This is a genomic window from Moraxella sp. ZY200743 (assembly GCF_050885545.1).
In the GTDB taxonomy this organism is placed as follows: domain Bacteria; phylum Pseudomonadota; class Gammaproteobacteria; order Pseudomonadales; family Moraxellaceae; genus Moraxella; species Moraxella haemolytica.
In genome coordinates, this window is the sequence record NZ_CP091313.1 from 1,605,301 (window position 1) to 1,627,192 (window position 21,892).

Sequence of the window (21,892 nt, forward strand, 5' to 3'; positions counted from 1 at the left end):
AGCTTAATCAAATTATCTCACAACTTGTTAAATTAACGCATAAAAATACAATGTTTATTTCGTATTGTCAATCAATGTGCATCAAAACCAGTGTTTTTTTCGTGATTTTAATACATCATAAAAGCCACTCATCTTCTCAATAAGATTTACCCAATATCGCCATTAGCACCTCGCTCACCGTATGAAACGAACCAAACACCACCAACAAATCCGATTCATCACTCGCCTGTATCGCCGTCTGAGTCGCCGTTTCTAGATGGTTATGCGTAATAATCTGTGCAGATTTTAGATGATGCTGCATCAGCTTGACAATATCCACTAAAGGCATGGCACGAATATGATTGATGGCAGCCACCTGCCATGTCGCAACAGTAAAATCTCCATCATCTAAACGCTTTTGCACCAAATCAAGCACCGCCCCTGTATCCTTATCCCCAAGCATAGAAAAAACAAAGTGCAATTTAGCATTAGGGTGCGAGCAAATATGGTTTTGCCAATACGGTACAAATTGCTCTAGAAAAAAAGCCATGCCGTGTGCATTATGAGCCACATCAAACAGCCATCGTCTGGCATTTAGTTGTCTGACATCAAACCGCCCTGCCAAACTTGCCTTACTCAATGCCTTTGCAATCATCTTGGGGTGGATATCAAGTGATGATGCCAGTACCGCACTCACAGCATTCACCGCATTTAATAAAGACAAGTTTGGTTTGGGTAAATCAAGCGTAATACCACTTGATGAATACTGCCAGCTCTCATCTTGTTCAGAAAAATCATAATCAACGCCCAGCTGATAGACTTTTGCTTCATTGTCTTTAGCGACTTTAAGTACGCTTGATGGCAACTTTTTTGCCCCCAAAATCACAGGGATATTAGGACGAATGATGCCCGCCTTTTCAAAGCCAATCTGGTCAATATCATGACCTAACCAATCTACATGATCAATGTCAATGTTAGTGATTACCGCCACATCTGGGTCAATAATATTCACCACATCAAGCCTGCCACCCAAGCCAATTTCAAGCACCCACACATCTGCTTTTTTTTCTTTAAAGATTAAAAATGCCGCTAAAGTCGTCATCTCAAAAAAGGACAGTGATAAACCACACTCTAGACGCACTCGCTCAACATTTGCCAAAGCACGAACAAGCGATGGCTCATCAATATCCATACCATCTACCTTGATACGCTCAGTGAAGCTCACCAAATGTGGCGACTGATACAACGCCGTCTTATAACCTACACTTTGGCAAATCTGTGCAATGGTTGCTGTGGTTGATCCTTTGCCATTCGTCCCTGCCACAGTAAAGACATGGGGGCGATGGGGTGAATCATCTTTGAATATACCCAACCGCTTGGCAACAGGCAATACCCGCTCAAGTCCCATGTCAATAGCAGAAATATGAATGCCCGCAATGTAGTCAAGCCATGCAGACAGACTGTCTTGTTCGGTGAGTTTTGGTGAGTTTTGGTTGCTTGTGTTCATCTTGTGTTTTGATGGTTTGTCATTTTGAGTTATTCATAAAGAAAACGCCTGCATTGCAAGCGTTTTTGATTGGATTATTATACCACAACAGCAAATAAAGCACAGCAAAAAATAGCTTGGGCAAGACCAAAGATATTGGCAATTACTTACCCACATCTTTGCCAGTGGTGGCAAACAATCCTTTCTTTACCGCTTTTACCACTTTTCATAAAAGAGCCAACATAAGCTAAGCTAGTATCATAAGACAACTTACTATACCCATCAACGGCTTATTCATTAAAATGATGCTATTTTGGCAATTTTGTGTATTATTGACCGCCATGCAATCTTTATGCCATTCTCAATCAGGCGTTATTCTCTGATGATTTAGCGATGAGATTTACCCATCATCATAACAAATAAATCAACAAACCTATCGCAAAGAGTTCCATCAAAATAGTTTTACAAAAACGGTTTGACAAAACTTTAAAAACCAAATCAATATACTTAATTTGGTTTTTAAAGTATCAGGCATTTGGCAATTTGCACAGCTTGGTTAGCAGGCGATGCACCGTCTCAACAAGCTGATGACGATGAACCACCATATCCACCGTGCCTTTTTCAAGTAAAAATTCTGCACGCTGAAATGGCTCATCAAGCACCTCACGCACAGTCTGCTCAATGACTCGCTTGCCTGCAAAGCCAATCATCGCTTTTGGTTCGGCGATATGCACATCACCAAGCATGGCAAGGCTTGCAGTAACACCGCCATAGACGGGGTTGGTTAACACCACAATATACGGCACGCCTGCCAAACGCAGACGCTCGATGGCAGCAGAGGTTCTGGCCATTTGCATAAGCGACAACAAACCCTCTTGCATTCTTGCTCCGCCAGAGGCTGCAAAACAGACCAAAGGTTTACTCTCAACAAGGGCTTTTTCGGCAGCTTGGACAAATCGATCACCCACCACAGAACCCATTGAACCGCCCATGAATTTAAAATCAAAAGCACAAGCAATCAACTCAAGATTCTTAATTTTTCCCTGCATAACAACAAGTGCTTCAGATTCGCCAGTAGCTGCTTGGGCTTCTGTCATACGCTTCGGATAAGGCTTAGAATCCACAAAATGCAAGGGGTTGCCTGCTTGAAATTCCTGTCCAAGCTCACCCTCAACCACTTCAAAAAACCAGTTTAAACGCTGGCGAGCAGACATCGTTAAATGATGGTCGCAATCAGGACAGACATATTGATTAAAAATCAACGAGGTGTTGGTCGTTAGTGTATGGCAACTAGGGCATTCGGTAGATGGTTCAGTATCCACTGCAGACAGTTGGACGATGCGGTCTTGCTTAATAGATGGCACAGGTCGATCCAACCAGCTTTTGAAAGTTGCTGGAGCGTCTGTTTGAGTATTTGATGCAGTCTGACTCATTAAAACTCCTAATTTGAGTGAACTGTTGTATCATAGCATAAGAATACCAATTTGTATCGCTATTTTGATATTTTTTGTAATAATATTGGTGAAATTTGATACATGGCGGACAAGTGCTTGGTTATGTTAATCACCAATTACTGTTGAAACACATCTGTGATACAAACAACGCAAAAAACCCATGACAGGTGCAATCATTATATCATAAGATAAAGACCAATAAGCGAACACTAAACTCAAAATGGCGATACAGCAATTTTTTTGATTTAGTTAGGCAATTTTAGTTAAATAGTTTTGGTTAGACAATTTTATCAATTACTAGGAGTAAAATCATGACCATTCAACATCTAAGCGTTATCGGTGCCGGCGTATTGGGCTCTCAAATCGCCTTTCAAGTTGCTTATCACGGCGTTCAAGTGTCAGCTATGACATTAATGACGAAGCGTTAAATAACGCCAAAAAACGCTTTGGGACTTTGGCGGATAACTATATCAAGGCAAAGGGTCGGCAGGCGATGTGGTGGTGTCTGATGAGTCTGATTTAGCTCTACTACAGCAATCGGACGCAGGTAATGCCGATAATACCTTATGTCTGATGCAGATTAATCACGCGGGCAAACAAGTCTCTAAAGATGTCAATCCAAAACCTGTCGCCCCAAGTGCTGTTGCCTTAGAAGGCATGGCAGACAGGATGAATTCTCCTAGAGCCTTAACGCTTGATGAGATTGAAACAATCTTAATCAGTTTGCCACCACCGCCAAAATTGCCAAAAAAGCAGGTTTTAAAGGGGTGCAAATTCATGCCGCTCACGGCTATCTTATCAGCCAGTTTTTATCTCCACATCATAACAGACGAGAGGATGAGTATGGCGGTAGCTTAGAAAATCGTATGCGACTACTGATTAAGATTTATACCGCCATTCGTCAAGCAGTAGGGGCTGATTTTTTGGTAGGTGTGAAATTAAATTCAGCGGATTTTCAAAAGGGTGGATTTGATGAAAATGACAGCATCGCTGTCGTTAAACACCTAAGCGAACTTGAGATTGATTTTATTGAGATTTCAGGTGGTAATTATGAAAGCTCTGCCATGATGGGTGCTAAAGACAGCACCAAAAAACGAGAGGCATTTTTTATGGATTATGCCCAAAAAGTCAGAGAGATAAGCCTAGTACCGCTCATCATCACAGGTGGTTTTAGAAGTCAGTAGGCAATGGATGAGGCACTAGCAAGCGGTGAGCTTGATTTGGTGGGTATTGGACGCCCCTTAATCATGATGCCTGATATGCCAAAACAAATGCAAGCAGGAACTTATCAAACCATCAACATTAACCCTGTGCGTACAGGTATTAAAGAGATTGATAAAAATGTCGGCTCAGTACTAGAGCTGTCATGGTACATGGCACAACTTGGTCGAATAGTAGCAGGAAAAGAACCTGGCCCCAACCTTGATCCAATGCTAATCGTGCAAAGCCTAAAGGGAGAAGGTAAACAAAAACTCACCACAGGCAGAAGCTAATAATAACAGAAACCAATAATAAAAATCATCTAGGCAGTCATAGCAACTAGATGATTTTTATTATGTACAGATGAGTTTAAAGATTAACATTTCAATCAGCCTACTTTTACGCCACCACTTAAATTTGTATTTTTAAATGCTATTTTAGACATGATATAGCAATATTTACTAACGAAAATACATCAAAATGCATAAAAATCCCACATAATTTTGATATCAATTTGGTTTTTAGTCAAGCAGGTCAGTCCGTTCGGCTTTCCATCAGTATCAAACATCTCACCAGTAATGAGCAATATTATCAGCTATTCATGGGATTTATTTTTCTTTATCTGATTCTTTTGGCATTTGCCGTAGGTTATTTACGCTCAGCATTCTTCTTTGGTTATGATATGATTAAGGTTGACAACAAGCCTTACTATATTTTGGCGGTCAATGGCGATGAGGATTTAATTTTGGGTGAAAAGGTGGAAGATAATAATTGTTTTGTGTTTTTTTAATCGCAAAACATTAAATCATTATAATGTGTACATTACACCAACGCCATACCTACCCTTTCATGCCAATCCATCATCAACAGATATGACCGCCAATCAAGAATCATTGGTCAATTGCTTGCCTTAATTCATCCATTTTTGCCAAAATGGTCTGAGTCGCCTGCTTGATTTTGGTGGCATCTTGTCCTACATCAGCAAAGTTTTTGACCAATTCACTACCCACAATCACGCCATCAGCAAACTGAGCAACCGCTTTGGCACTCTCGCCATCACGAATACCAAAGCCCACACAAACAGGCAAGTCTGTATCAGCTTTAATCGCTTGCACTTGGCTTGCTACATCGCTTGTATCCAAGGCTTTTGAGCCTGTTACGCCCTTGACTGATACATAATAAATAAAGCCAGTGCCACGCTTTAACACTGCCTTTCGTCTGTCGCTTTGGGTGGTGGGGGCAAGCAAAAATATTTGATTTATCGCTTTGTTCATCAATTTTTGCGACAAAGTCTCATCGGTTTCGTTGGGTGGTAAATCCACCAAAAGCAACCCATCCACACCGTTTTGTTCGCATAATCCCAAAAAGTCGTCATAACCAATAATTTCTACAGGATTTAGGTAACCCATCAGTAGTACAGGCGTGGTTGTGTTGGTTTTGCGAAATTCACCCACCATCTGTACTGCTTGGCGAGTACTTGTGCCATTTGCCAATGCTCGCTCGCCTGCCAAGCTAATGACAGAACCGTCCGCCATAGGGTCAGAAAACGGCAAGCCAATCTCAATAATATCAGCTCCGTGAGCAACAAGCTTGTGCATCAAATCCACGGTAACAGTAGGATTGGGGTCGCCTGCCATGATATAGGGAATCAGGGCTTTTTTGTTTTGGGATTTTAGGGTATTGAAAGTTTGGGTAATTCGGGTCATTTTAAATTCTCTTTATAGCTGACATAGCAGCAAGTCGATGATTTTTTTGATAAAGGTACTACCAATTGGTTTTTGTCATCGCCATGAATAACATAACAGCTGTCCATCACAGCATTTGATTTGCCAATCTGATGGCTCTTAGCAACCATAGATCTGGATTCATGTATACCTAAAGCTCAATCCCCTCAACTTTCATCACCGTATGCAAATCTTTATCGCCACGCCCTGATAAATTAATGATAATAGACTGATCTGTTCTCATCGTTTTGGCAAGTTTTAATCCATAGGCGACAGCGTGCGAACTTTCTAAGGCAGGGATGATACCTTCGGTTTTTGTCAAAATCCTAAAAGCCTCTAAAGCTTCATCATCATCAATCACTGCATAATCAACACGCCCTTTATCCTTTAAAAAGCTATGCTCAGGACCCACTCCTGGATAATCAAGACCTGCTGATATGCTGTGCGTTTCTATGATTTGCCCCTCATCGTCCGCCATCAAATAAGTGCGATTGCCATGCAGAACACCGATACGACCTGCATTTAGTGGAGCTGAATGCTTACCTGTATCTACGCCGTGTCCGCCTGCTTCTACACCATAAATCGCCACATCATCGTTCAAGAATTCATAAAACAATCCCATTGCATTAGAGCCACCGCCCACACAAGCAACTAACGCATCGGGATTTTTACCCTCTTTTTCAAGATGTTGCATTTTGGCTTCACGCCCAATGATTGCCTGAAAATCTCGCACCAACACAGGATAAGGGTGAGGACCTGCTACTGTACCAATCACATAGTAAGTACTATCCACATTGGTTACCCAATCTCGCATTGCTTCATTCATGGCATCTTTTAGTGTGCGAGAGCCAGAGGTTACAGGCACGACCGTTGCCCCCAAAAGACGCATTCTATATACATTCATTTTTTGGCGTTCTACATCATTCGCCCCCATATAGACCACACACTCAAGACCTAGCCGTGCCGCTATCGTGGCTGTTGCTACGCCATGCTGACCTGCTCCGGTTTCTGCAATGATGCGTTTTTTACCGACCAGTTTGGCAAGTAGTGCCTGCCCAATGGTGTTGTTGACCTTATGTGCTCCTGTATGGTTCAAATCTTCTCGTTTTAGATAAATTTTTGCCCCACCTGTTTCATCAGTTAAGCGTTTGGCAAAATATAAAGGCGTCGGTCTGCCAACATAATTCACCAAATCATCATGAAACTCTGCCCAAAACTCTGGGTTGTTTTTAACGCTTAAATAAATGCGTTCTAATTCTTCTAAAGCCGTCATCAAAGTTTCAGAAACAAAACGACCACCATAAATGTCAAAATGACCTGATGAATTAGGATATTGAGTATAGTCTACCATGTAGTTTTCCTTTATTTTTTACCAAGTGGCATCAATCAAAAATGCCATGATTTCGCTGTCGCAACTAATTTTTGTCATATTCATCATACCAGATGTTGAATGTGATGAGACACCCAGTATGGCCTAAGCCTACCAAACTTTTTGATGCATTACCAACTGACAGATGGATATCTTTTTACCTTTTTATGCTCTATAAATCTTTCACCACCGTAAGACCTGCAAAAGTCTGTGCCACAGGCATGACCTCAAGGCGATTGATATTGATATGAGACGGTAGATTGATGACATAGTTTACCATATCGGCGATGTCATCAGGGCGGATATAATCCACTTTTTCATAAGTTTTTTTGACTTTTTCATCATCGCCTTTAAATCGCACATTGCTAAATTCTGTATCGCCACAAAGACCTGGCTCTATGTTGGTAACACGGATGTTTTTGCCAATCAAATCTGCTCGCAAGTTTAAACTAAACTGCTTCACAAATGCCTTGCTTGCCCCATAGACATTCGCCCCAAGATACGGATAAGTACCAGCGGTTGAACCAATATTGATAACCAGTCCGCTATTTTTGGCGACCATATAAGGCAAAATGCTATTAGTCATATTCACAAGCCCTAAAATATTGGTATCAATCATCGTCTGCCAGTCCGTAATACTGGCTTTATCTGCCGTCTCCAATCCCAGTGCCAAACCTGCATTATTGATCAATACATCAATATTGGCTAAAATCGCTTTATCTAGACTATCCAAAGCAGACTTAGTGTCATCTAAATTACTAATATCAAAACATAAAGGCATAAAGTTATCGCCAAGCTTTGCCTTGATATTGCCCAATTTATCAGCTCGTCTGCCTGTCCCAATCACAGTATGGTTTTCACTGATTAAACGCTTGGCAATCGCCAAACCAAAACCTGATGTTACGCCTGTAATTAAAATATTCATGACTGTTCCTAATGGTTTAATATTGATTTACTTTTTGAAACTGACAGGCTTGATATCTAAAATGCCAGCCTTATGACATTTTGACAATCTTACCTTTAAATACAGTCGATAACAATCCAATTGGTAAAAAGGCAAAAATAATGTACTCAATGATATGGCTTGGAAACATCAATATGGCTTTTGCACCTATGAATGCCCCTATCAATGCTGACACAATACCGATTGGCACAATCTTCCAAATAATAGATTTTGCCTTAATAAAATTTTTAATGGATGCGACAGTTCAATATAGCCTGCCACAAAAGAGGCAACGACCAACAAACCCAAGCCAGTATAAAAATATTGTGCAATAATGCTACCATCTAAAAACATAATAATTCCTTATACAAATAATGGTGCGGACAATTGATGATGACAGTCTTGTGAGAAAAGATAACAGCGATCCGGCTTATGATATAGTCCGAATACTCTTATTAGCCATCTGTCAAGACCATTAAATTTAGGAGTAAATCCATTTTTGGTATGTAGTACTCTTTGGTTGTCAAATGTTATGATTTGCTTTGGCTTAAGATACAATTGAGTCCATTTTGACTGGTGAGACTGATTTTTTAAATTCTCCATCATTAAAAGCGAGATTTATCCATCTTTAGCCATCAAATACACAGCCAATATCTTACCATTATGTATTTTTTTACAAACCCATAAATTTTTTATTAAAAACGGAAAAATTAGATAATATGTAATTATAAGTTATGTGTCAAGATAAATCTTACAACATTCTTACTTATTTATAACCACTCTTGACGCCCTTCATAAATGCTGTCATTTTCTCTCCACACTTCACTCCTTTTTCTTTTTCAATACCCCCGCTGACATCCACGCCTGCAATTTTTGCCATCAAAGATTTATTATTGATGACATCGCCAATGTTATCAGGGGTCAATCCCCCTGCCAAATAAATGGGTAAGGGTGAGTCGTCTGGGATTTTTTGCCAATCAAATGCTTGACCTGTTCCACCAAATGCCGATTGGCTAAATGTATCCAAAATCACACCGCTCGCCCCACATTGTGTCAGCTCCTGAATTTGACCCAAAATGGCATCTTGGGTGTCATGACTACCCACACGAATGGCTTTTATCCAGCGTTTATTGATTAGACTAGCAAGTTGTTGGCATTCACTAGCAGTTTCATCACCATGAAATTGCACAATATCAAATGGCACAGATTTTGCCAGATTGACAAGTTCACTCTCCCCCATATTCACCACCAAAGCAACAAGAGTAGTGAAGGCCGGTACGACTTGGGCTAAAACTTGGGCAGTGGCAATGTCCACATAGCGAGGACTGGGTGGATAAAACACCAGTCCAATCGCATTGACATCAAGTGATACGGCAGTTTTTAGGCTACAAGATTGGGTAAGTCCGCAGAATTTTATTTGCATGGCTTGTTTTTCCGTGTTGTTATTTTAATTGTTGCTTAAATTATACTTGTTTTACTAGGGCATTTGGCAAGCACCCGTGCCTTGGCTGACAACCTCAACGCTCGCCCCTGTCATCATAAACAAGCCTTTGATTTGCTCGGCAGCGTTCGTTGCTGCCAATGTCAAGACATCACCTTGACAAGCCTTGTTTAACACTTCATTTTTGGCAGATATCCACGCTTGGGCTAGGACTTGTGAGTCATTATTCACCGCACCAAACAGCCCTGTTTGCCAGTCATACACCTCCAAATCATCCAAATACACCGCAAAAATTTCAGAAGGTGGTACACTAATCATAATGTGCATCTGTTTGCCATCAGCCCCATCACGCTCACTCACCTGCACCATCTCAGGGGTAATATTGGATAAGTCCACACCAGATAACACCCTGCCTCGTGCTACAAACAACCCTTTTTGCTCATCTTGCCACAGTCGTTGCCAAGTCCCTGCCTTATTTGCCGTAATGACCGTATCAATACTAAATGCCACCGACTGCAATCGAGACAACTTTTGAATGTCGGTAATGATACCATCTCTACTGATGGCGTTCACCTGACTGGCAGACTCATCATGCATTTTGGCAAATAACCCAACCACAACACCAATCACCAACAAAAGCACCCAATAAAATAAAGGCAGTTTGGTTTTTTTCATCACTTTTCTCTTTGTTACATCAATCATAGAAAATTTATCATAAAATCAGACAAACAGCCAATTTTTTAAAAATTTTTTAAAATTAAGTTGCATAAAAGGCTAAGATTGCCTTAAGATAGCACATTTTAAGATAAAAATATCATTCATATTTTGCCATTTTGTTAAGGGTAGCCATGAAAGCCAGTCAATTTACTTTCGCCACTTTAAAAGAAACGCCAAGCGATGCTGACATCATCTCAAGCCAGCTTATGCTAAGAGCAGGACTGATTCGCAAACTTGCCTCAGGTCTGTATGTTTGGATGCCTACAGGACTAAGAGTGTTAAAGCGTGTCGAAAAAATCGTCCGTGAAGAAATGGAACGCATCAACGCCCAAGAATTGCTCATGCCAGTTACCCAACCTGCCGAACTGTGGCAAGAGTCTGGTCGCTGGGAAGATTATGGGGCAGAACTGCTTCGCTTTAAAGACCGTCATGGTCGTGATTTTGTATTAGGCCCGACCCACGAAGAGGTCATCACCGACATCGCCAGAAATGAACTAAAAAGCTACAAACAACTGCCCGTTAGCTACTACCAAATCCAAACCAAATTCCGAGATGAGATTCGCCCACGCTTTGGTGTGATGCGTGCTCGTGAATTTACCATGAAGGATGCTTATTCTTTCCATATTGACAAAGACAGCTTAGCACAGACCTATCAAGACATGTACGAGGCTTATGGTCGTATCTTTACTCGTCTAGGGCTAGACTTTCGTGCAGTACAGGCTGATACTGGCTCTATTGGTGGTTTTGCCAGTCATGAATTTCATGTTTTGGCTGAAAGCGGAGAAGATGACATCGCTTTTTCTAGCGAGTCAGATTTTGCAGCTAATATTGAGCTTGCCGAAGCAATTTGCACCAACGAGCGAGCTACCCCAAGCGAAGAACGCCGTGATGTTGATACACCAAATATGCCAACTTGCGAAGAGGTCGCCGAGCATCTTGGTATCGCTTTAGATCGCACGGTGAAGACACTCATCGTAAAAGGCTCATATTCAGAAGATAAACCTGATATGCCAAAGCTGGTTGCTCTCATCTTGCGAGGCGACCACACCCTAAATGAAATCAAAGCCGAAAAAATATCCCAAGTCGCCACTCCGTTCGCCATGGCAACCGAAGAAGAGATTAAAGAAGCAGGTCTGATTAAAGGTTATATCAGTGCTGATTTGGCAGAATTTGATATTCCTGTATTCGTTGACAGAAGTGCTGCTGCATTATCTGACTTTGTTTGTGGTGCAAATATTGAACATAAGCATACCGCAGGCATGAACTGGGAGCGTGATGCCACCATCACTGAAGTTGTGGATATTCGCAATGTCGTTAATGGCGATATCAGCCCAGATGGCAAAGGCGTCATCTCAATCAAGCGTGGTATTGAAGTGGGTCATATTTTTCAGCTAGGCGATAAGTACTCTGATGCACTAGGTTGCAAGGTGTTGGGCAAAGAAGGTAAGCCTGTAACTCTGATGATGGGGTGCTATGGTATTGGTGTTAGTCGCATCATCGCTGCTGCCATTGAACAAAATCACGATGACAATGGCATTATTTGGGCAGACACCCCTGACCCAGCCGATAGCATCGCACCGTTTAGTGTTGCTATCGTGCCAATGCGTTCAAAAGATGGCTTAGCAGAAGCCAAAGCAGATGAACTATATCAAACACTCAAAGAAAAAGGTGTTAATGTACTGCTTGATGACCGTAATGAACGCCCTGGTGTGAAGTTTGCCGATTTAGAGCTTATTGGCGTGCCACATCGCATTGTTGTCTCTGAGCGTAATTTGGCAGAAGGTAAGTACGAGTATGTCAAACGCACCGATGGCGAAAAAATCATGCTAAGCCTTGATGAAATTTTAATGAAATTTTAACAGACTGATTGATAAGTTGTCATCAACCCAATAAAAAACAGACCTTAAACGGTCTGTTTTTTATATTTTAATCTAGCACAATCAGTATCAAACTGCCCAACTTGTCAATCTAAGCATTCGTGTTTTGCCAATATCGCACATATCTCAAGCAATCTATTGGCATAGCCCCATTCATTATCATACCATGCAAAAATCTTGATTTGCCTACCTGCCTGCATGAGCTGACCGCCATCAATGACCAGTGAATGATTATCGCCAATAAAATCACTTGATACCAACGGCTCGTCAGTATAGCCCATGATACCTAAAAGCCTGTCTTGACTGGTCTGCCTTAAAAACTCCGCCACCGTTTCCACATTGACAGCCTGCCCAACAGTGATATTCACATCAATGGCAGCCACATTGATGGTTGGTACTCGGATGGAATGTCCGTTAATCCGCCCCTTTAAAAATGGCAACACTCGTTCGGTGGCATTGATACTACTTGAAGTGGTTGGAATGATATTGTTACTGGCGGTGCGTGCTCGCCTAAGATCCCTATGGGCTTGGTCAAGCACATTTTGGTCGGCGGTGACTGCATGAATCTCGGTCATCATCACCGCATCAATACCAAATTGCTCATCAAATACTGACAATAGCGGTACAAGTGCCTGTGTGGTACAAGATACGCCAGAGATGATGGGCAGATGACGACCAAGCAGTGATTCATTCACGCCCATCACAATGCTAGCATCCACCCTATCAAAGGGTGCGGCCCCAACGATGACTTGATGAGCACCTGCCTTACGATGCCTACTGGCTTCATCATAAGAACGAAAACAGCCTGTACATTCAAGCACCACATCAACCCCTAGACTGCCCCACGGCAGATGGTTGGGATTACTTTCATTTAATAATAAAATTTGCCAATGCTTATCCTGATGACGCAGTCCAAAAAAGGATTGCCCACCTTGCTCGGTCAAGTCCGCCTGTACACCCATTGCCAAGAGTCTACCATGTGTCGAATCAAACTTTAGTAGATGTAGTAGCGTCTCACCATCAGCAATATCATTGATCGCCACGATTTCAATCTGAGAAAACCGCTCGCTTTGTCTTAAAAAAGCTCGCAAGACATTTCTACCAATCCGACCAAAGCCGTTAATCGCCAAGCGAAGTTTTGGCGACTTTATCACAGACTCAGGCATCGCCAAGCTCCTTAGTACCAGATTTATCAATAAAAATCAAAGCAAGTCGCACTTCATTATAACCATAGCGACCACCACATTCTTCCACAATAGGGCTTAACAAAACCCCCTCATCAAAGCCACCTTGAGATTCGATCGCATCATAAGCGACTTGTACATCAGCGATGATTTGATTGCTTGGGCGAATGTGGGCATAATCAAACTCACTATTTTTTCGATACAGCTCGTCAATATGCCTGATGATGGTTGAGATGGCAAGACTTCTTTTGTGAGCAATTTCATCAATACCAAGACCCTTATCCAGCAGTGCCTTAGTCTCTTGCAAGGTTTGACTTAATTGTGATTTTCGTACCAGATTTTTATCATCAATCTTTATAAACGCAGGGTCATTATCTCGTCTATATTTTCTTTCTTCATCTTGTTTTTTTTGTTCAAGCAGACGCATTTCATTCTGATAAACCGTCTCTTTTGAAGTGATGCCTTGACAAGCAATGACAAAATCAAGGTGCAGTTTATCCAGTGTGTTGTTATCCAACATCAAAAATTCCGCCTCTTGCTCGGCAGCAATTTCCCAAAAACGCTTATCTACTCGAAATACCCATTCGTCCAACAGCAGGCTTTTTTGATTAAAGCCTAGCAGTTTTAGCCCATCTAAAGAACGCAGTCGAGACAAGGCCACATAACCTTGACCTGCTTCAAAGGTGCGAGATAAATCAATCTCCGCCGCCTCTAAAGTCATGCCTTGCGACTTATGTATCGTAATCGCCCAAGCAAGGCATAATGGTATCTGGGTGTAGCTTGCGATGACCAACCCATCTTTATCCTCAACTATCCATTCTTCAGGCTCAGCCAACACCTCTCTGCCACTGTTAAGACGCACTAGCGGATATAACTGCTGAGCATTTGATAAAGACACCGAGTCATTCGGCGATACAAAATCCATAATCTCACCCATTGTGCCGTTAAATACGGCATTATTTGGGTTGTTTTTGACAAACATTACCTTAGCACCGATTTTTAGATGCAGGTTTTCAGAGACTCTTACACTTCGCTTTAGATTATCCACCAGTATTTTATCGCCAAAAGTATTCCCTTCATACCAATGGGATTTGCCATCTAGTTTGGCAAGCTCGGTTTCATTGATGTGATCCACATTGATGTTGTGTGTGTATAGACGAATGCGGTTGATGTCTATGCTGTGATGCTGTGCTGATTTCAAAATATTAATAGCATCACTGCTGACTTGTTGAGCTCGAATCTGATTGAGAATGTCGTTCAGTGACATACCAAATCTTGCTGATTCATCTTGGGCGTCTTGACGATGTTGCTCGGTTAGATAGCACACCAAAAGCTCTGCTGCCACCCATGATTTGGCCATAAAAGCAAATTTTTCTTTATTACTTTCGCCTTTTTTGCCAACAGGGGGAAGCTGAAAAAAATCTCCCGAAAAAATCACTTGCATTCCCCCAAAGGGCAAATCATTCTTACGAATGACTTTTAAAATCTCATTAAGCAAATCCACCTGATTGGCATGAAGCATGGAAATTTCATCAACAATCAGCACCTTTGATGACACAATACGCTCACAAACCGATTGGCGAGACTTTAAGCGAGTAAAGTCAGCCGCATCAAAGCTATCTTTAATGCCCATGCCCGACCATGAATGTATGGTCATGCCGTTCATATGCGTAGCGGCAATGCCTGTGCTTGCTGTTACCGCCACTTCAATGTTGCGTGCACGCAAATAGCAGATGTATTCATTAAGCAAATAGGTCTTGCCAGCCCCTGCCTGCCCTGTCAAAAAGACATTTTTTCCTGTTTTTAAGATTGTTAATGCGGTTGATTGTTTCATGTAGTTTTGCAATGATAAAAAAATAAAAAGTGCGATAATTTGGAAATACAAAAAATCAAACACCCTAGCATAGCATAGTTTTTGATGGTACGGATAGTTTTGCACCTATTTTTAGCAAAATTTTTATTCAAATTGACAGCAATCTTCATGTTTTATTTAGTCACACTAAAAATGACATACTGCATTCACAGTATGTCATCGTATTTGGTGCAATTTAAGTCAAGCACTCAATTAAATCAGACTCTCTACTGCCGCCACTACTTTATCGGTGGTGATACCAAAGTACTCAAATAGATCTTTGGCAGGAGCAGATTCACCAAAGGTTGTCATGCCGATGACCTTGCCATCAAGCCCAACAAATTTATACCAATAATCAGTAATGCCTGCCTCCACCGCCACACGGCTACGGACTGCTGATGGTAGTACGCTTTCAATATAGTCTTTATCTTGTTTAACAAAAATCTCAGCACATGGCATGGACACCACACGCACGCCGATGCCTTTTTCACCAAGAATCTGATGAGCTTGCACTGCTAAATCCACCTCAGAGCCTGTGGCAATGATAATGGCTTGTAGGTCGCCCTCCTCTTTAACTAGTACATAAGCTCCTTTTTCAATCAAGGTGAGTTGTTCGTCTGTACGAGCTTGGTGTGCTAGATTTTGACGAGATAAGATGAGCGATGTTGGTGCATTGGCAGTTTGCAGGGAAATTTTCCATGCCACAGCAGTTTCTACCGCATCGCAAGGTCTCCAAGTAAAATGATTTGGTGTCTGACGCAAACTTGCAATCTGCTCCACAGGCTGATGGGTTGGACCATCTTCGCCAAGACCAATACTGTCGTGGGTATAGACATTGATAACACGCTGTTTCATTAGTGCTGACATACGCACCGCATTACGAGCATATTCCATGAACATAAGGAATGTGGCGGTATAAGGAATAAAACCGCCATGCAAAGCCACGCCATTGGCAATAGCCGTCATGCCAAATTCACGCACGCCATAATGTACATAGTTACCGTCTATATGCTCTTGCACACCTTTAGCACCGCTCCACAAGGTCAAGTTAGACCCCGTCAAGTCAGCCGAACCACCCAAAACTTCTGGTAGTAATGGAGCAAATGCACCGATGGCATTTTGGCTTGCCTTACGAGTGGCGATTGCCTCACCTTTGGCTTGGCATGCTTTGATAAATTCATCAGCTTTGATAGCAAAGTCGCTTGGTAACTCGCCTGATAATCTACGCATCAACTCGCTTGCTTGAGTAGGATATTTGGCTTGATAATCAGCAAATTGAGCATTCCAATCACTCTCCAAACGCTCGCCTTTATCGCAGGCATTCCACGCTTCATAAATCTCATTAGGAATCTCAAAAGCATTGGCATTACCCCAACCCAACTCTGCTCGAGTCAGTACAATCTCATCAACCCCAAGCGGTGCTCCATGACTGTCTTCTTTGCCTTGCTTATTCGGACTGCCCAGACCGATGACGGTTTTACAAATAATTAAGGTAGGCTTATTGGTTTCGGCTTTGGCTTGAATGGTCGCTTCACGAATGGCATCTGAATCATGACCATCTACACGCAGAACCTGCCAATTATAGCTCTCAAATCGTTTGGCAGTATCGTCTGAAAACCAGCCTCCCACTTCACCATCAATAGAAATGCCGTTATCGTCATAATAGGCGATCAACTTGCCAAGCCCTAGTGTGCCAGCAAGCGAACAGGCTTCATGCGACACACCTTCCATCAGACAACCATCTCCCAAAAAACAATAGGTGTAGTGGTTAATGATGGCATTATCAGGCTTATTAAACTGCCCGGCCAAAGTTTTTTCTGCCAACGCAAAACCCACTGCATTAGCAATGCCCTGCCCCAAAGGACCTGTGGTTGTCTCAATGCCATCAGCATAGCCATGCTCTGGATGCCCTGCAGTTTTGGCGTGTAATTGGCGAAAATTTTTGATGTCATCAATCGTCAAATCATAGCCGGTCAGATGCAACAAAGCATACAGCAACATAGAGCCATGCCCATTTGACAAAACAAAACGGTCTCGGTTTGGCCATTTGGCATTTTTAGGATTGTGATTTAAGAATTCACGCCATACCACTTCAGCGATATCCGCCATGCCCATAGGTGCACCAGGGTGTCCTGAGTTGGCTTTTTGGACAGCGTCCATAGCAAGAATACGAATGGCGTTGGCATTGTGGCGTTGGTTTAAAGGGGTTGGCATATCGTTTTTCCAAGTTTTACAAGTAAAATTTGAATTATTATAGCACACTCCACCCCATTGAGCGAAACTTACCAATGAAAAAAACCGCCCAATCCTAAGATTAAACGGCTTTTTAAAAACATTATTTAAGCACTTGCAGTCCACCCATGTAAGGTTGTAGCACTTTGGGGATATTGACTGTGCCATCTGCGTTTTGGTGGTTTTCTAAAATGGCAAGCAAGGTTCTGCCCACCGCAAGCCCTGAACCGTTTAGGGTATGTACAAGCTCAGTTTGCTTACCATCTTTGATTCTTGCACCCATACGGCGAGCTTGAAAGTCACCACAGTTAGAACAGCTACTAATTTCACGATAAGTATCCTGAGACGGCAACCATACTTCAATATCATAAGTCTTAATTGCCCCAAAACTCATATCACCTGTGCACAGTGTCATCACACGATACGGTAGCTCCAATGCTTGCAAGATGCTCTCAGCTTGTGCCGTCATTTCTTCTAAAGCCTGCATGGAAGTATTGGCACGCACAATCTGCACCATCTCCACTTTTTCAAATTGGTGCTGACGGATTAGCCCACGAGTATCACGCCCTGCCGACCCTGCTTCACTACGAAAGCATGGTGTGTGAGCGGTGAGTTTCATTGGCAAATCAGTTGGAGCAAGTATGACATCTCGCACGGTGTTGGTAAGTGGCACTTCACTGGTGGGTATCATATAGTAGCTGTCAGAGACTTTGAATAAATCTTCTTCAAATTTAGGCAACTGTCCTGTCCCTTTGAGACTCTCGGCATTTACCATATAAGGCACATACATTTCAGTATAGCCTTTGGCAATGTGAGTATCTAACATAAACTGTATCAAGGCACGATTCAGTCTTGCTAGCCCACCTTTTAGCGTGCTAAACCTTGCCCCTGTAAGCTTGCTTGCCAATGCAAAATCAAGCTGTCCTAAACTCTCACCAATATCGGTATGGTCTTTGATATCAAAATCAAACACACGAGGTGTACCCCATCTGCGAGTCTCTACATTGTCTGCTTCATCAACCCCAACAGGCACGCTGTCATCAGGTAAGTTAGGAATGGCGAGGCTTGCGTTGGTGATGGTCGCCTGCAATTCTTTTAGCTGATTTTCGGCAGTCTTCATCTCATCACTGACTTTCTCCATTTGAGCAAGCAGTTCGTCAGTATTTTCACCACTGCGTTTTAATTCGCCAATCTTTTTTGCCCCTGCGTTCTTTTGAGCCTGTAGCTCTTCGGTACGAACTTGTAGCTCTTTACGCTTGATTTCTACATCTGTCCAAAAATCAATATCCAAATCATAACCACGAGTTGCAAGCTTTTGTTTTAAAACGATTAAATCGCCACGAAGTAATTTTGGGTCTAACATAGATTGCCTTATCTTAAAAATTTTAAAAAAATTCTCAAAATTGCCCAACGAGCAATTCGGTAAAGTTATTCAACCAATACATTTAAAGTAAAAACTTCTTTATCATATCAAAAAAGCCGACACATTTCAGCAAATTTACAGCATTTTGACTATTTTTTATAAAAAATCCATCAACTTGATGTTTTTTTGGTTTTGTGGTTTATTTTTTGAGATAAAATCGGTAATATAAGCAAATATTTTTATCTATTATTTTGCACTAGGAATACATCATGAGCAAGGCTCTTTATCCTTACACCCTAAAACCCATCACCCTTAACATGACTGATGCCGAATTTCGTGGTGCTCAGCTTGCCCTATTTGAAAAAGGTGCAAGCAATTTCACCCTAAAATCCGTCCGCACCAAAGAATGGATTGTCATGGCGATTGTGTTGGTGGCAGCGATTGCTGGACTTGTTTTTGTCAGTGGTTATTCAACCATTATTTTTTGGCTGATGTTGGTACTTGTTGCATTGTATTTGGTGGCTCGCACGGCTGGACTAAAATGGTACATGAAAAGAGAATACGACAAACAAGTCAGTACCACACAGATGCCCAAAGAGATGGAAATGGTACAGCTTGGCGTGCAGTCGCACGGCTTAATCATGAGCATTCCTACCCCCAGCGATGTCATAAATAGCCCACAAATGCGTGGCATGCAGATGCGTTCAGCCCCCATGCAATCAGCAGTCATTCCTTGGAGTGCAGTTAGTAGTTGGGATGAGACTGATGATTATGTGTTTATGATGTTTGAAATGAAAGGTCAAAAGGGCAGTCAAATCATTCCAAAACGCCTAGAAACCCAAGGTCTGCCCATCAAAACCATCATCAAACACCTAAGCGATACCAAACCAAAAGGGCTAGAATCACTAACCCAACCGCTGTAACCGGCATTGTGTACTTAATAGGTTTTAAATTTACAGTTTTAAACTTCATAAAAAACACTGGATATTTCTGGTGTTTTTTATTGACTTTTATTATCTTTAATTACCATCTTTTATTTAAAAAAATAAATCATTCTCGCCAAACAAATTGATAAAATAAAATATTGCGTTGTGATAATTCAATTGCCTTTATCTGATTATTTTGTTAGGATATATCTATAAACAGCAGGTATTTTATTCAAATTCTTTAGCAAAGTGAGGAAAATCATGAGCACCACTCAAATTGGTCTTGAAAAAGCAGAACTAACTCCTGTCATCAAGGCATTGAACAACCTATTATCTAGCTATCATGTATTTTATATCAATGTGCGTGGTTATCACTGGAATGTCAAAGGCGAGCACTTTTTTACCTTGCATCCAAAATTTGAAGAGCTATATACTGAGCTACAACTACAAATTGACGAGATTGCTGAGCGTATCCTAACGCTAAGTGGCACCCCTTTGCACGCTTATAGCGATTTTACTCAATTATCATCTATCCAAGAAGATAAGAGCGTCTTTAATGGTCGTGGTTGCGTAGAGGGCGTGGTCAAAGGCTTGCAAGCCCTAATTGAAGAACAACGCAAGGTTGCTGCCATAGCTGAAGAAGCCAACGATCAAGGTTCTGTGGATTTGGTATCTGGCTACATCCAAGAACAAGAAAAGATGGTTTGGATGTATAATGCTTTCTTAGGTTAATGCTTTCTTAAACCAACGATTGATTAAGTCAATTGGGTAAAACCACCTAATATTTCAATAAAAAATATCCCCGCAATTGGGGATATTTTTTGGTATGTTGGGCAATCAAATCAAAAAGTTTAAAACCTAATCTTAGATTTAAGAGCCTAATTTTGGCTTTGCTAGCTTAATACAAGCATTCGTTTTATTAGTACTTTAGCTCAATAATCTCAATCCAATAGCCATCAGGGTCTTTAATGAATGCAATATCCTTCATGCTGCCATCTTCAGGGCGTTTTTGAAACACCACTTCATTGTCATCAAACCATTTTACCGCTTCTGTCAAATCTGGCACACTAAAACAAATATGTCCAAATCCACGAGGGTCGCTGTTGCCATCATGATAGCTAAACTCGGCATCATCTTCTGTGCCATAATTATGGGTCAATTCCAAGATACTGCGTTGGCGTGAAACATAAGCGGTTAGGTTTTCTGCATTTGGCAGGTTGTTGCGTTCTTCTTCGGTTAATTTCGCCAAAAAATACAAATCAAACTTTGCATCAGGAAACTGACTATGGCGAAGTAGCGTCATGCCAAGCACACCTGTATAAAACTCCAGTGATTTTACAGGGTCTTTAATGCGAAGCATAGTGTGGTTATAAACAAAACCCTCAGACTGCACTGGAATATCTTTAACACCCGTAGCACTCAAAGATTGGGTCGGTTGTGAAATTGTCATCATATCTCCTTACATTCACTTTTCATTTAACAATCAATTAAAGTTTTACCATTTAACTAAAAAAATTAACACGGCCTGTGGCAACATCATACTCTGCACCAATGATGGTCAATCGACCTGCATTTACCATATCCTCTAAAATACGAGAGCCGTGTTTGAGCTGACTTACCGACATACGCACATTGGCACGCACGGCACGGTCAATAAACTCATCTATATCAATCTCGCCATCGCCTGCTGTGGCTATCTCGTGCAAGTTATACACACTGGGGCGAATTCTATCTACAATGGACTGTAAGTTGGGCGAATAAAACTGCTCTGGATTGGTCAATGCCTCCACACAAGCGGTTACCGCACCACAGTGGCTATGACCAAGCACTACCACAAGCTCTGTGCCAAATTTATCGGCAGCAAACTCAATCGAGCCAATCTGACTTGGGGCAACCACATTGCCTGCCACACGAATCACAAATAAGTCGCCAAGCCCTTGATCAAAGATAATTTCCACAGGCACACGAGCATCCGAACAGCCCAAGATGATGGCATTTGGGCATTGTTCTTTAATAAGCTCAGGCGGTGGAATGCGTAAGAACTCAGTACTGGTAAGATTCGCCACATAGCGTTCATTGCCCGCTTTTAGCATCTCAAGGACGGTTTGGGCGTCTCTATTTTTCATGATTTTCCTTGTAATTCTT

At 41.8% G+C, this 21,892-nt stretch carries 22 protein-coding genes; 9 read left to right on the forward strand and 13 right to left on the reverse strand.

The features are described from left to right. Positions 1-136: 136 nt before the first annotated feature. The gene (folC, locus tag L3D27_RS07915) at positions 137-1,486 is read right to left on the reverse strand and encodes a bifunctional tetrahydrofolate synthase/dihydrofolate synthase (RefSeq protein ID WP_432480847.1); all 1,350 of its coding nucleotides are present in this window, start codon (positions 1,484-1,486) and stop codon (positions 137-139) included. A 506-nt stretch (positions 1,487-1,992) separates the two neighbouring features. Continuing rightward, positions 1,993-2,898, reverse strand: a complete 906-nt coding sequence (gene accD / locus L3D27_RS07920; protein WP_284673154.1) for an acetyl-CoA carboxylase, carboxyltransferase subunit beta — start codon at positions 2,896-2,898, stop codon at positions 1,993-1,995. Positions 2,899-3,230: 332 nt separating this feature from the next. Here accD and L3D27_RS07925 point away from each other — a divergent pair, with 332 nt between their 5' ends. From L3D27_RS07925 to L3D27_RS07945, 5 genes are all read left to right on the forward strand, one after another. Then, positions 3,231-3,347: a 3-hydroxyacyl-CoA dehydrogenase NAD-binding domain-containing protein gene (locus L3D27_RS07925; RefSeq protein WP_432480848.1), complete on the forward strand. Its 117-nt coding sequence runs from the start codon at positions 3,231-3,233 to the stop codon at positions 3,345-3,347. Between the two features lie 73 nt (positions 3,348-3,420). Further along, positions 3,421-3,777: a hypothetical protein gene (locus tag L3D27_RS07930; protein ID WP_432480849.1), complete on the forward strand. Its 357-nt coding sequence runs from the start codon at positions 3,421-3,423 to the stop codon at positions 3,775-3,777. Then, a complete protein-coding gene (locus L3D27_RS07935; protein WP_432480850.1) occupies positions 3,687-4,103 on the forward strand; it encodes a hypothetical protein in 417 nt (138 codons plus the stop codon). Before L3D27_RS07930 ends, L3D27_RS07935 begins: the two co-directional genes overlap by 91 nt. Positions 4,104-4,106: 3 nt before the next feature. After that, the gene (locus L3D27_RS07940; RefSeq protein ID WP_373627741.1) at positions 4,107-4,412 is read left to right on the forward strand and encodes a hypothetical protein; all 306 of its coding nucleotides are present in this window, start codon (positions 4,107-4,109) and stop codon (positions 4,410-4,412) included. Positions 4,413-4,633: 221 nt separating this feature from the next. Then, on the forward strand, positions 4,634-4,909 hold the full coding sequence (locus L3D27_RS07945; RefSeq protein ID WP_432480851.1) for a hypothetical protein: 276 nt from the start codon (positions 4,634-4,636) through the stop codon (positions 4,907-4,909). A 100-nt stretch (positions 4,910-5,009) separates the two neighbouring features. Here L3D27_RS07945 and trpA read toward each other — a convergent pair whose 3' ends face one another. The 3 genes from trpA to L3D27_RS07960 form a co-directional block, all read right to left on the reverse strand. After that, entirely contained in the window at positions 5,010-5,825 is an 816-nt protein-coding gene (gene trpA, locus L3D27_RS07950; protein WP_284673159.1) for a tryptophan synthase subunit alpha, read from the reverse strand. Between the two features lie 169 nt (positions 5,826-5,994). Next, positions 5,995-7,194, reverse strand: a complete 1,200-nt coding sequence (gene trpB / locus L3D27_RS07955; protein ID WP_432480852.1) for a tryptophan synthase subunit beta — start codon at positions 7,192-7,194, stop codon at positions 5,995-5,997. A 190-nt stretch (positions 7,195-7,384) separates the two neighbouring features. Further along, complete coding sequence (locus tag L3D27_RS07960) at positions 7,385-8,137, reverse strand: SDR family NAD(P)-dependent oxidoreductase (protein WP_432480853.1); 753 nt, start codon at positions 8,135-8,137, stop codon at positions 7,385-7,387. Positions 8,138-8,310: 173 nt separating this feature from the next. On the opposite strand from L3D27_RS07960, the gene L3D27_RS07965 reads away from it, so the two are divergent. Further along, a complete protein-coding gene (locus L3D27_RS07965; protein WP_373627736.1) occupies positions 8,311-8,490 on the forward strand; it encodes a hypothetical protein in 180 nt (59 codons plus the stop codon). Between the two features lie 431 nt (positions 8,491-8,921). Here L3D27_RS07965 and L3D27_RS07970 read toward each other — a convergent pair whose 3' ends face one another. After that, a complete protein-coding gene (locus L3D27_RS07970) occupies positions 8,922-9,578 on the reverse strand; it encodes a phosphoribosylanthranilate isomerase (protein WP_373627735.1) in 657 nt (218 codons plus the stop codon). Positions 9,579-9,632: 54 nt separating this feature from the next. Continuing rightward, the gene (locus L3D27_RS07975; RefSeq protein ID WP_432480854.1) at positions 9,633-10,271 is read right to left on the reverse strand and encodes a DUF4230 domain-containing protein; all 639 of its coding nucleotides are present in this window, start codon (positions 10,269-10,271) and stop codon (positions 9,633-9,635) included. 173 nt (positions 10,272-10,444) lie between these two features. Here L3D27_RS07975 and L3D27_RS07980 point away from each other — a divergent pair, with 173 nt between their 5' ends. Next, on the forward strand, positions 10,445-12,172 hold the full coding sequence (locus L3D27_RS07980) for a proline--tRNA ligase (protein WP_432480855.1): 1,728 nt from the start codon (positions 10,445-10,447) through the stop codon (positions 12,170-12,172). Positions 12,173-12,276: 104 nt separating this feature from the next. Here the strand turns inward: L3D27_RS07980 and L3D27_RS07985 are convergent, their stop codons facing one another. The 4 genes from L3D27_RS07985 to serS all read right to left on the reverse strand — a co-directional run bounded on the left by L3D27_RS07985 (position 12,277) and on the right by serS (position 18,821). Continuing rightward, complete coding sequence (locus L3D27_RS07985; protein WP_373627727.1) at positions 12,277-13,356, reverse strand: type I glyceraldehyde-3-phosphate dehydrogenase; 1,080 nt, start codon at positions 13,354-13,356, stop codon at positions 12,277-12,279. Next, on the reverse strand, positions 13,349-15,208 hold the full coding sequence (locus tag L3D27_RS07990) for an AAA family ATPase (RefSeq protein ID WP_432480856.1): 1,860 nt from the start codon (positions 15,206-15,208) through the stop codon (positions 13,349-13,351). Before L3D27_RS07990 ends, L3D27_RS07985 begins: the two co-directional genes overlap by 8 nt. A 231-nt stretch (positions 15,209-15,439) precedes the next feature. Next, entirely contained in the window at positions 15,440-17,440 is a 2,001-nt protein-coding gene (gene tkt / locus L3D27_RS07995) for a transketolase (RefSeq protein WP_432480857.1), read from the reverse strand. A 121-nt stretch (positions 17,441-17,561) separates the two neighbouring features. Continuing rightward, complete coding sequence (serS, locus tag L3D27_RS08000) at positions 17,562-18,821, reverse strand: serine--tRNA ligase (RefSeq protein WP_373627722.1); 1,260 nt, start codon at positions 18,819-18,821, stop codon at positions 17,562-17,564. Between the two features lie 269 nt (positions 18,822-19,090). Here serS and L3D27_RS08005 point away from each other — a divergent pair, with 269 nt between their 5' ends. Together L3D27_RS08005 and L3D27_RS08010 are read left to right on the forward strand one after the other, a co-directional pair. Next, complete coding sequence (locus L3D27_RS08005) at positions 19,091-19,744, forward strand: YcxB family protein (protein WP_284673170.1); 654 nt, start codon at positions 19,091-19,093, stop codon at positions 19,742-19,744. Between the two features lie 264 nt (positions 19,745-20,008). Continuing rightward, positions 20,009-20,479, forward strand: coding sequence for a Dps family protein (locus L3D27_RS08010; protein ID WP_284673171.1), 471 nt, complete (start codon positions 20,009-20,011; stop codon positions 20,477-20,479). Between the two features lie 187 nt (positions 20,480-20,666). On the opposite strand, the gene gloA is transcribed toward L3D27_RS08010, so the two are convergent. Both gloA and L3D27_RS08020 read right to left on the reverse strand, forming a co-directional pair. After that, on the reverse strand, positions 20,667-21,197 hold the full coding sequence (gene gloA / locus L3D27_RS08015) for a lactoylglutathione lyase (protein ID WP_373627721.1): 531 nt from the start codon (positions 21,195-21,197) through the stop codon (positions 20,667-20,669). A 52-nt stretch (positions 21,198-21,249) separates the two neighbouring features. After that, positions 21,250-21,873, reverse strand: coding sequence for a carbonic anhydrase (locus tag L3D27_RS08020; protein WP_284673172.1), 624 nt, complete (start codon positions 21,871-21,873; stop codon positions 21,250-21,252). Positions 21,874-21,892 lie beyond the last annotated feature (19 nt).

What these genes read in the sequence shown, in the direction of transcription:
- folC (WP_432480847.1), bottom strand. Translation starts at nt 1,486, where the DNA reads ATGAACACAAGCAACCAAAACTCACCAAAACTCACCGAACAAGACAGT.
- accD (WP_284673154.1), bottom strand. Translation starts at nt 2,898, where the DNA reads ATGAGTCAGACTGCATCAAATACTCAAACAGACGCTCCAGCAACTTTC.
- L3D27_RS07925 (WP_432480848.1), top strand. Translation starts at nt 3,231, where the DNA reads ATGACCATTCAACATCTAAGCGTTATCGGTGCCGGCGTATTGGGCTCT.
- L3D27_RS07940 (WP_373627741.1), top strand. Translation starts at nt 4,107, where the DNA reads ATGGATGAGGCACTAGCAAGCGGTGAGCTTGATTTGGTGGGTATTGGA.
- trpA (WP_284673159.1), bottom strand. Translation starts at nt 5,825, where the DNA reads ATGACCCGAATTACCCAAACTTTCAATACCCTAAAATCCCAAAACAAA.
- trpB (WP_432480852.1), bottom strand. Translation starts at nt 7,194, where the DNA reads ATGGTAGACTATACTCAATATCCTAATTCATCAGGTCATTTTGACATT.
- L3D27_RS07960 (WP_432480853.1), bottom strand. Translation starts at nt 8,137, where the DNA reads ATGAATATTTTAATTACAGGCGTAACATCAGGTTTTGGTTTGGCGATT.
- L3D27_RS07965 (WP_373627736.1), top strand. Translation starts at nt 8,311, where the DNA reads ATGGCTTTTGCACCTATGAATGCCCCTATCAATGCTGACACAATACCG.
- L3D27_RS07970 (WP_373627735.1), bottom strand. Translation starts at nt 9,578, where the DNA reads ATGCAAATAAAATTCTGCGGACTTACCCAATCTTGTAGCCTAAAAACT.
- L3D27_RS07975 (WP_432480854.1), bottom strand. Translation starts at nt 10,271, where the DNA reads ATGAAAAAAACCAAACTGCCTTTATTTTATTGGGTGCTTTTGTTGGTG.
- L3D27_RS07980 (WP_432480855.1), top strand. Translation starts at nt 10,445, where the DNA reads ATGAAAGCCAGTCAATTTACTTTCGCCACTTTAAAAGAAACGCCAAGC.
- L3D27_RS07985 (WP_373627727.1), bottom strand. Translation starts at nt 13,356, where the DNA reads ATGCCTGAGTCTGTGATAAAGTCGCCAAAACTTCGCTTGGCGATTAAC.
- L3D27_RS07990 (WP_432480856.1), bottom strand. Translation starts at nt 15,208, where the DNA reads ATGAAACAATCAACCGCATTAACAATCTTAAAAACAGGAAAAAATGTC.
- tkt (WP_432480857.1), bottom strand. Translation starts at nt 17,440, where the DNA reads ATGCCAACCCCTTTAAACCAACGCCACAATGCCAACGCCATTCGTATT.
- serS (WP_373627722.1), bottom strand. Translation starts at nt 18,821, where the DNA reads ATGTTAGACCCAAAATTACTTCGTGGCGATTTAATCGTTTTAAAACAA.
- L3D27_RS08005 (WP_284673170.1), top strand. Translation starts at nt 19,091, where the DNA reads ATGAGCAAGGCTCTTTATCCTTACACCCTAAAACCCATCACCCTTAAC.
- L3D27_RS08010 (WP_284673171.1), top strand. Translation starts at nt 20,009, where the DNA reads ATGAGCACCACTCAAATTGGTCTTGAAAAAGCAGAACTAACTCCTGTC.
- gloA (WP_373627721.1), bottom strand. Translation starts at nt 21,197, where the DNA reads ATGACAATTTCACAACCGACCCAATCTTTGAGTGCTACGGGTGTTAAA.
- L3D27_RS08020 (WP_284673172.1), bottom strand. Translation starts at nt 21,873, where the DNA reads ATGAAAAATAGAGACGCCCAAACCGTCCTTGAGATGCTAAAAGCGGGC.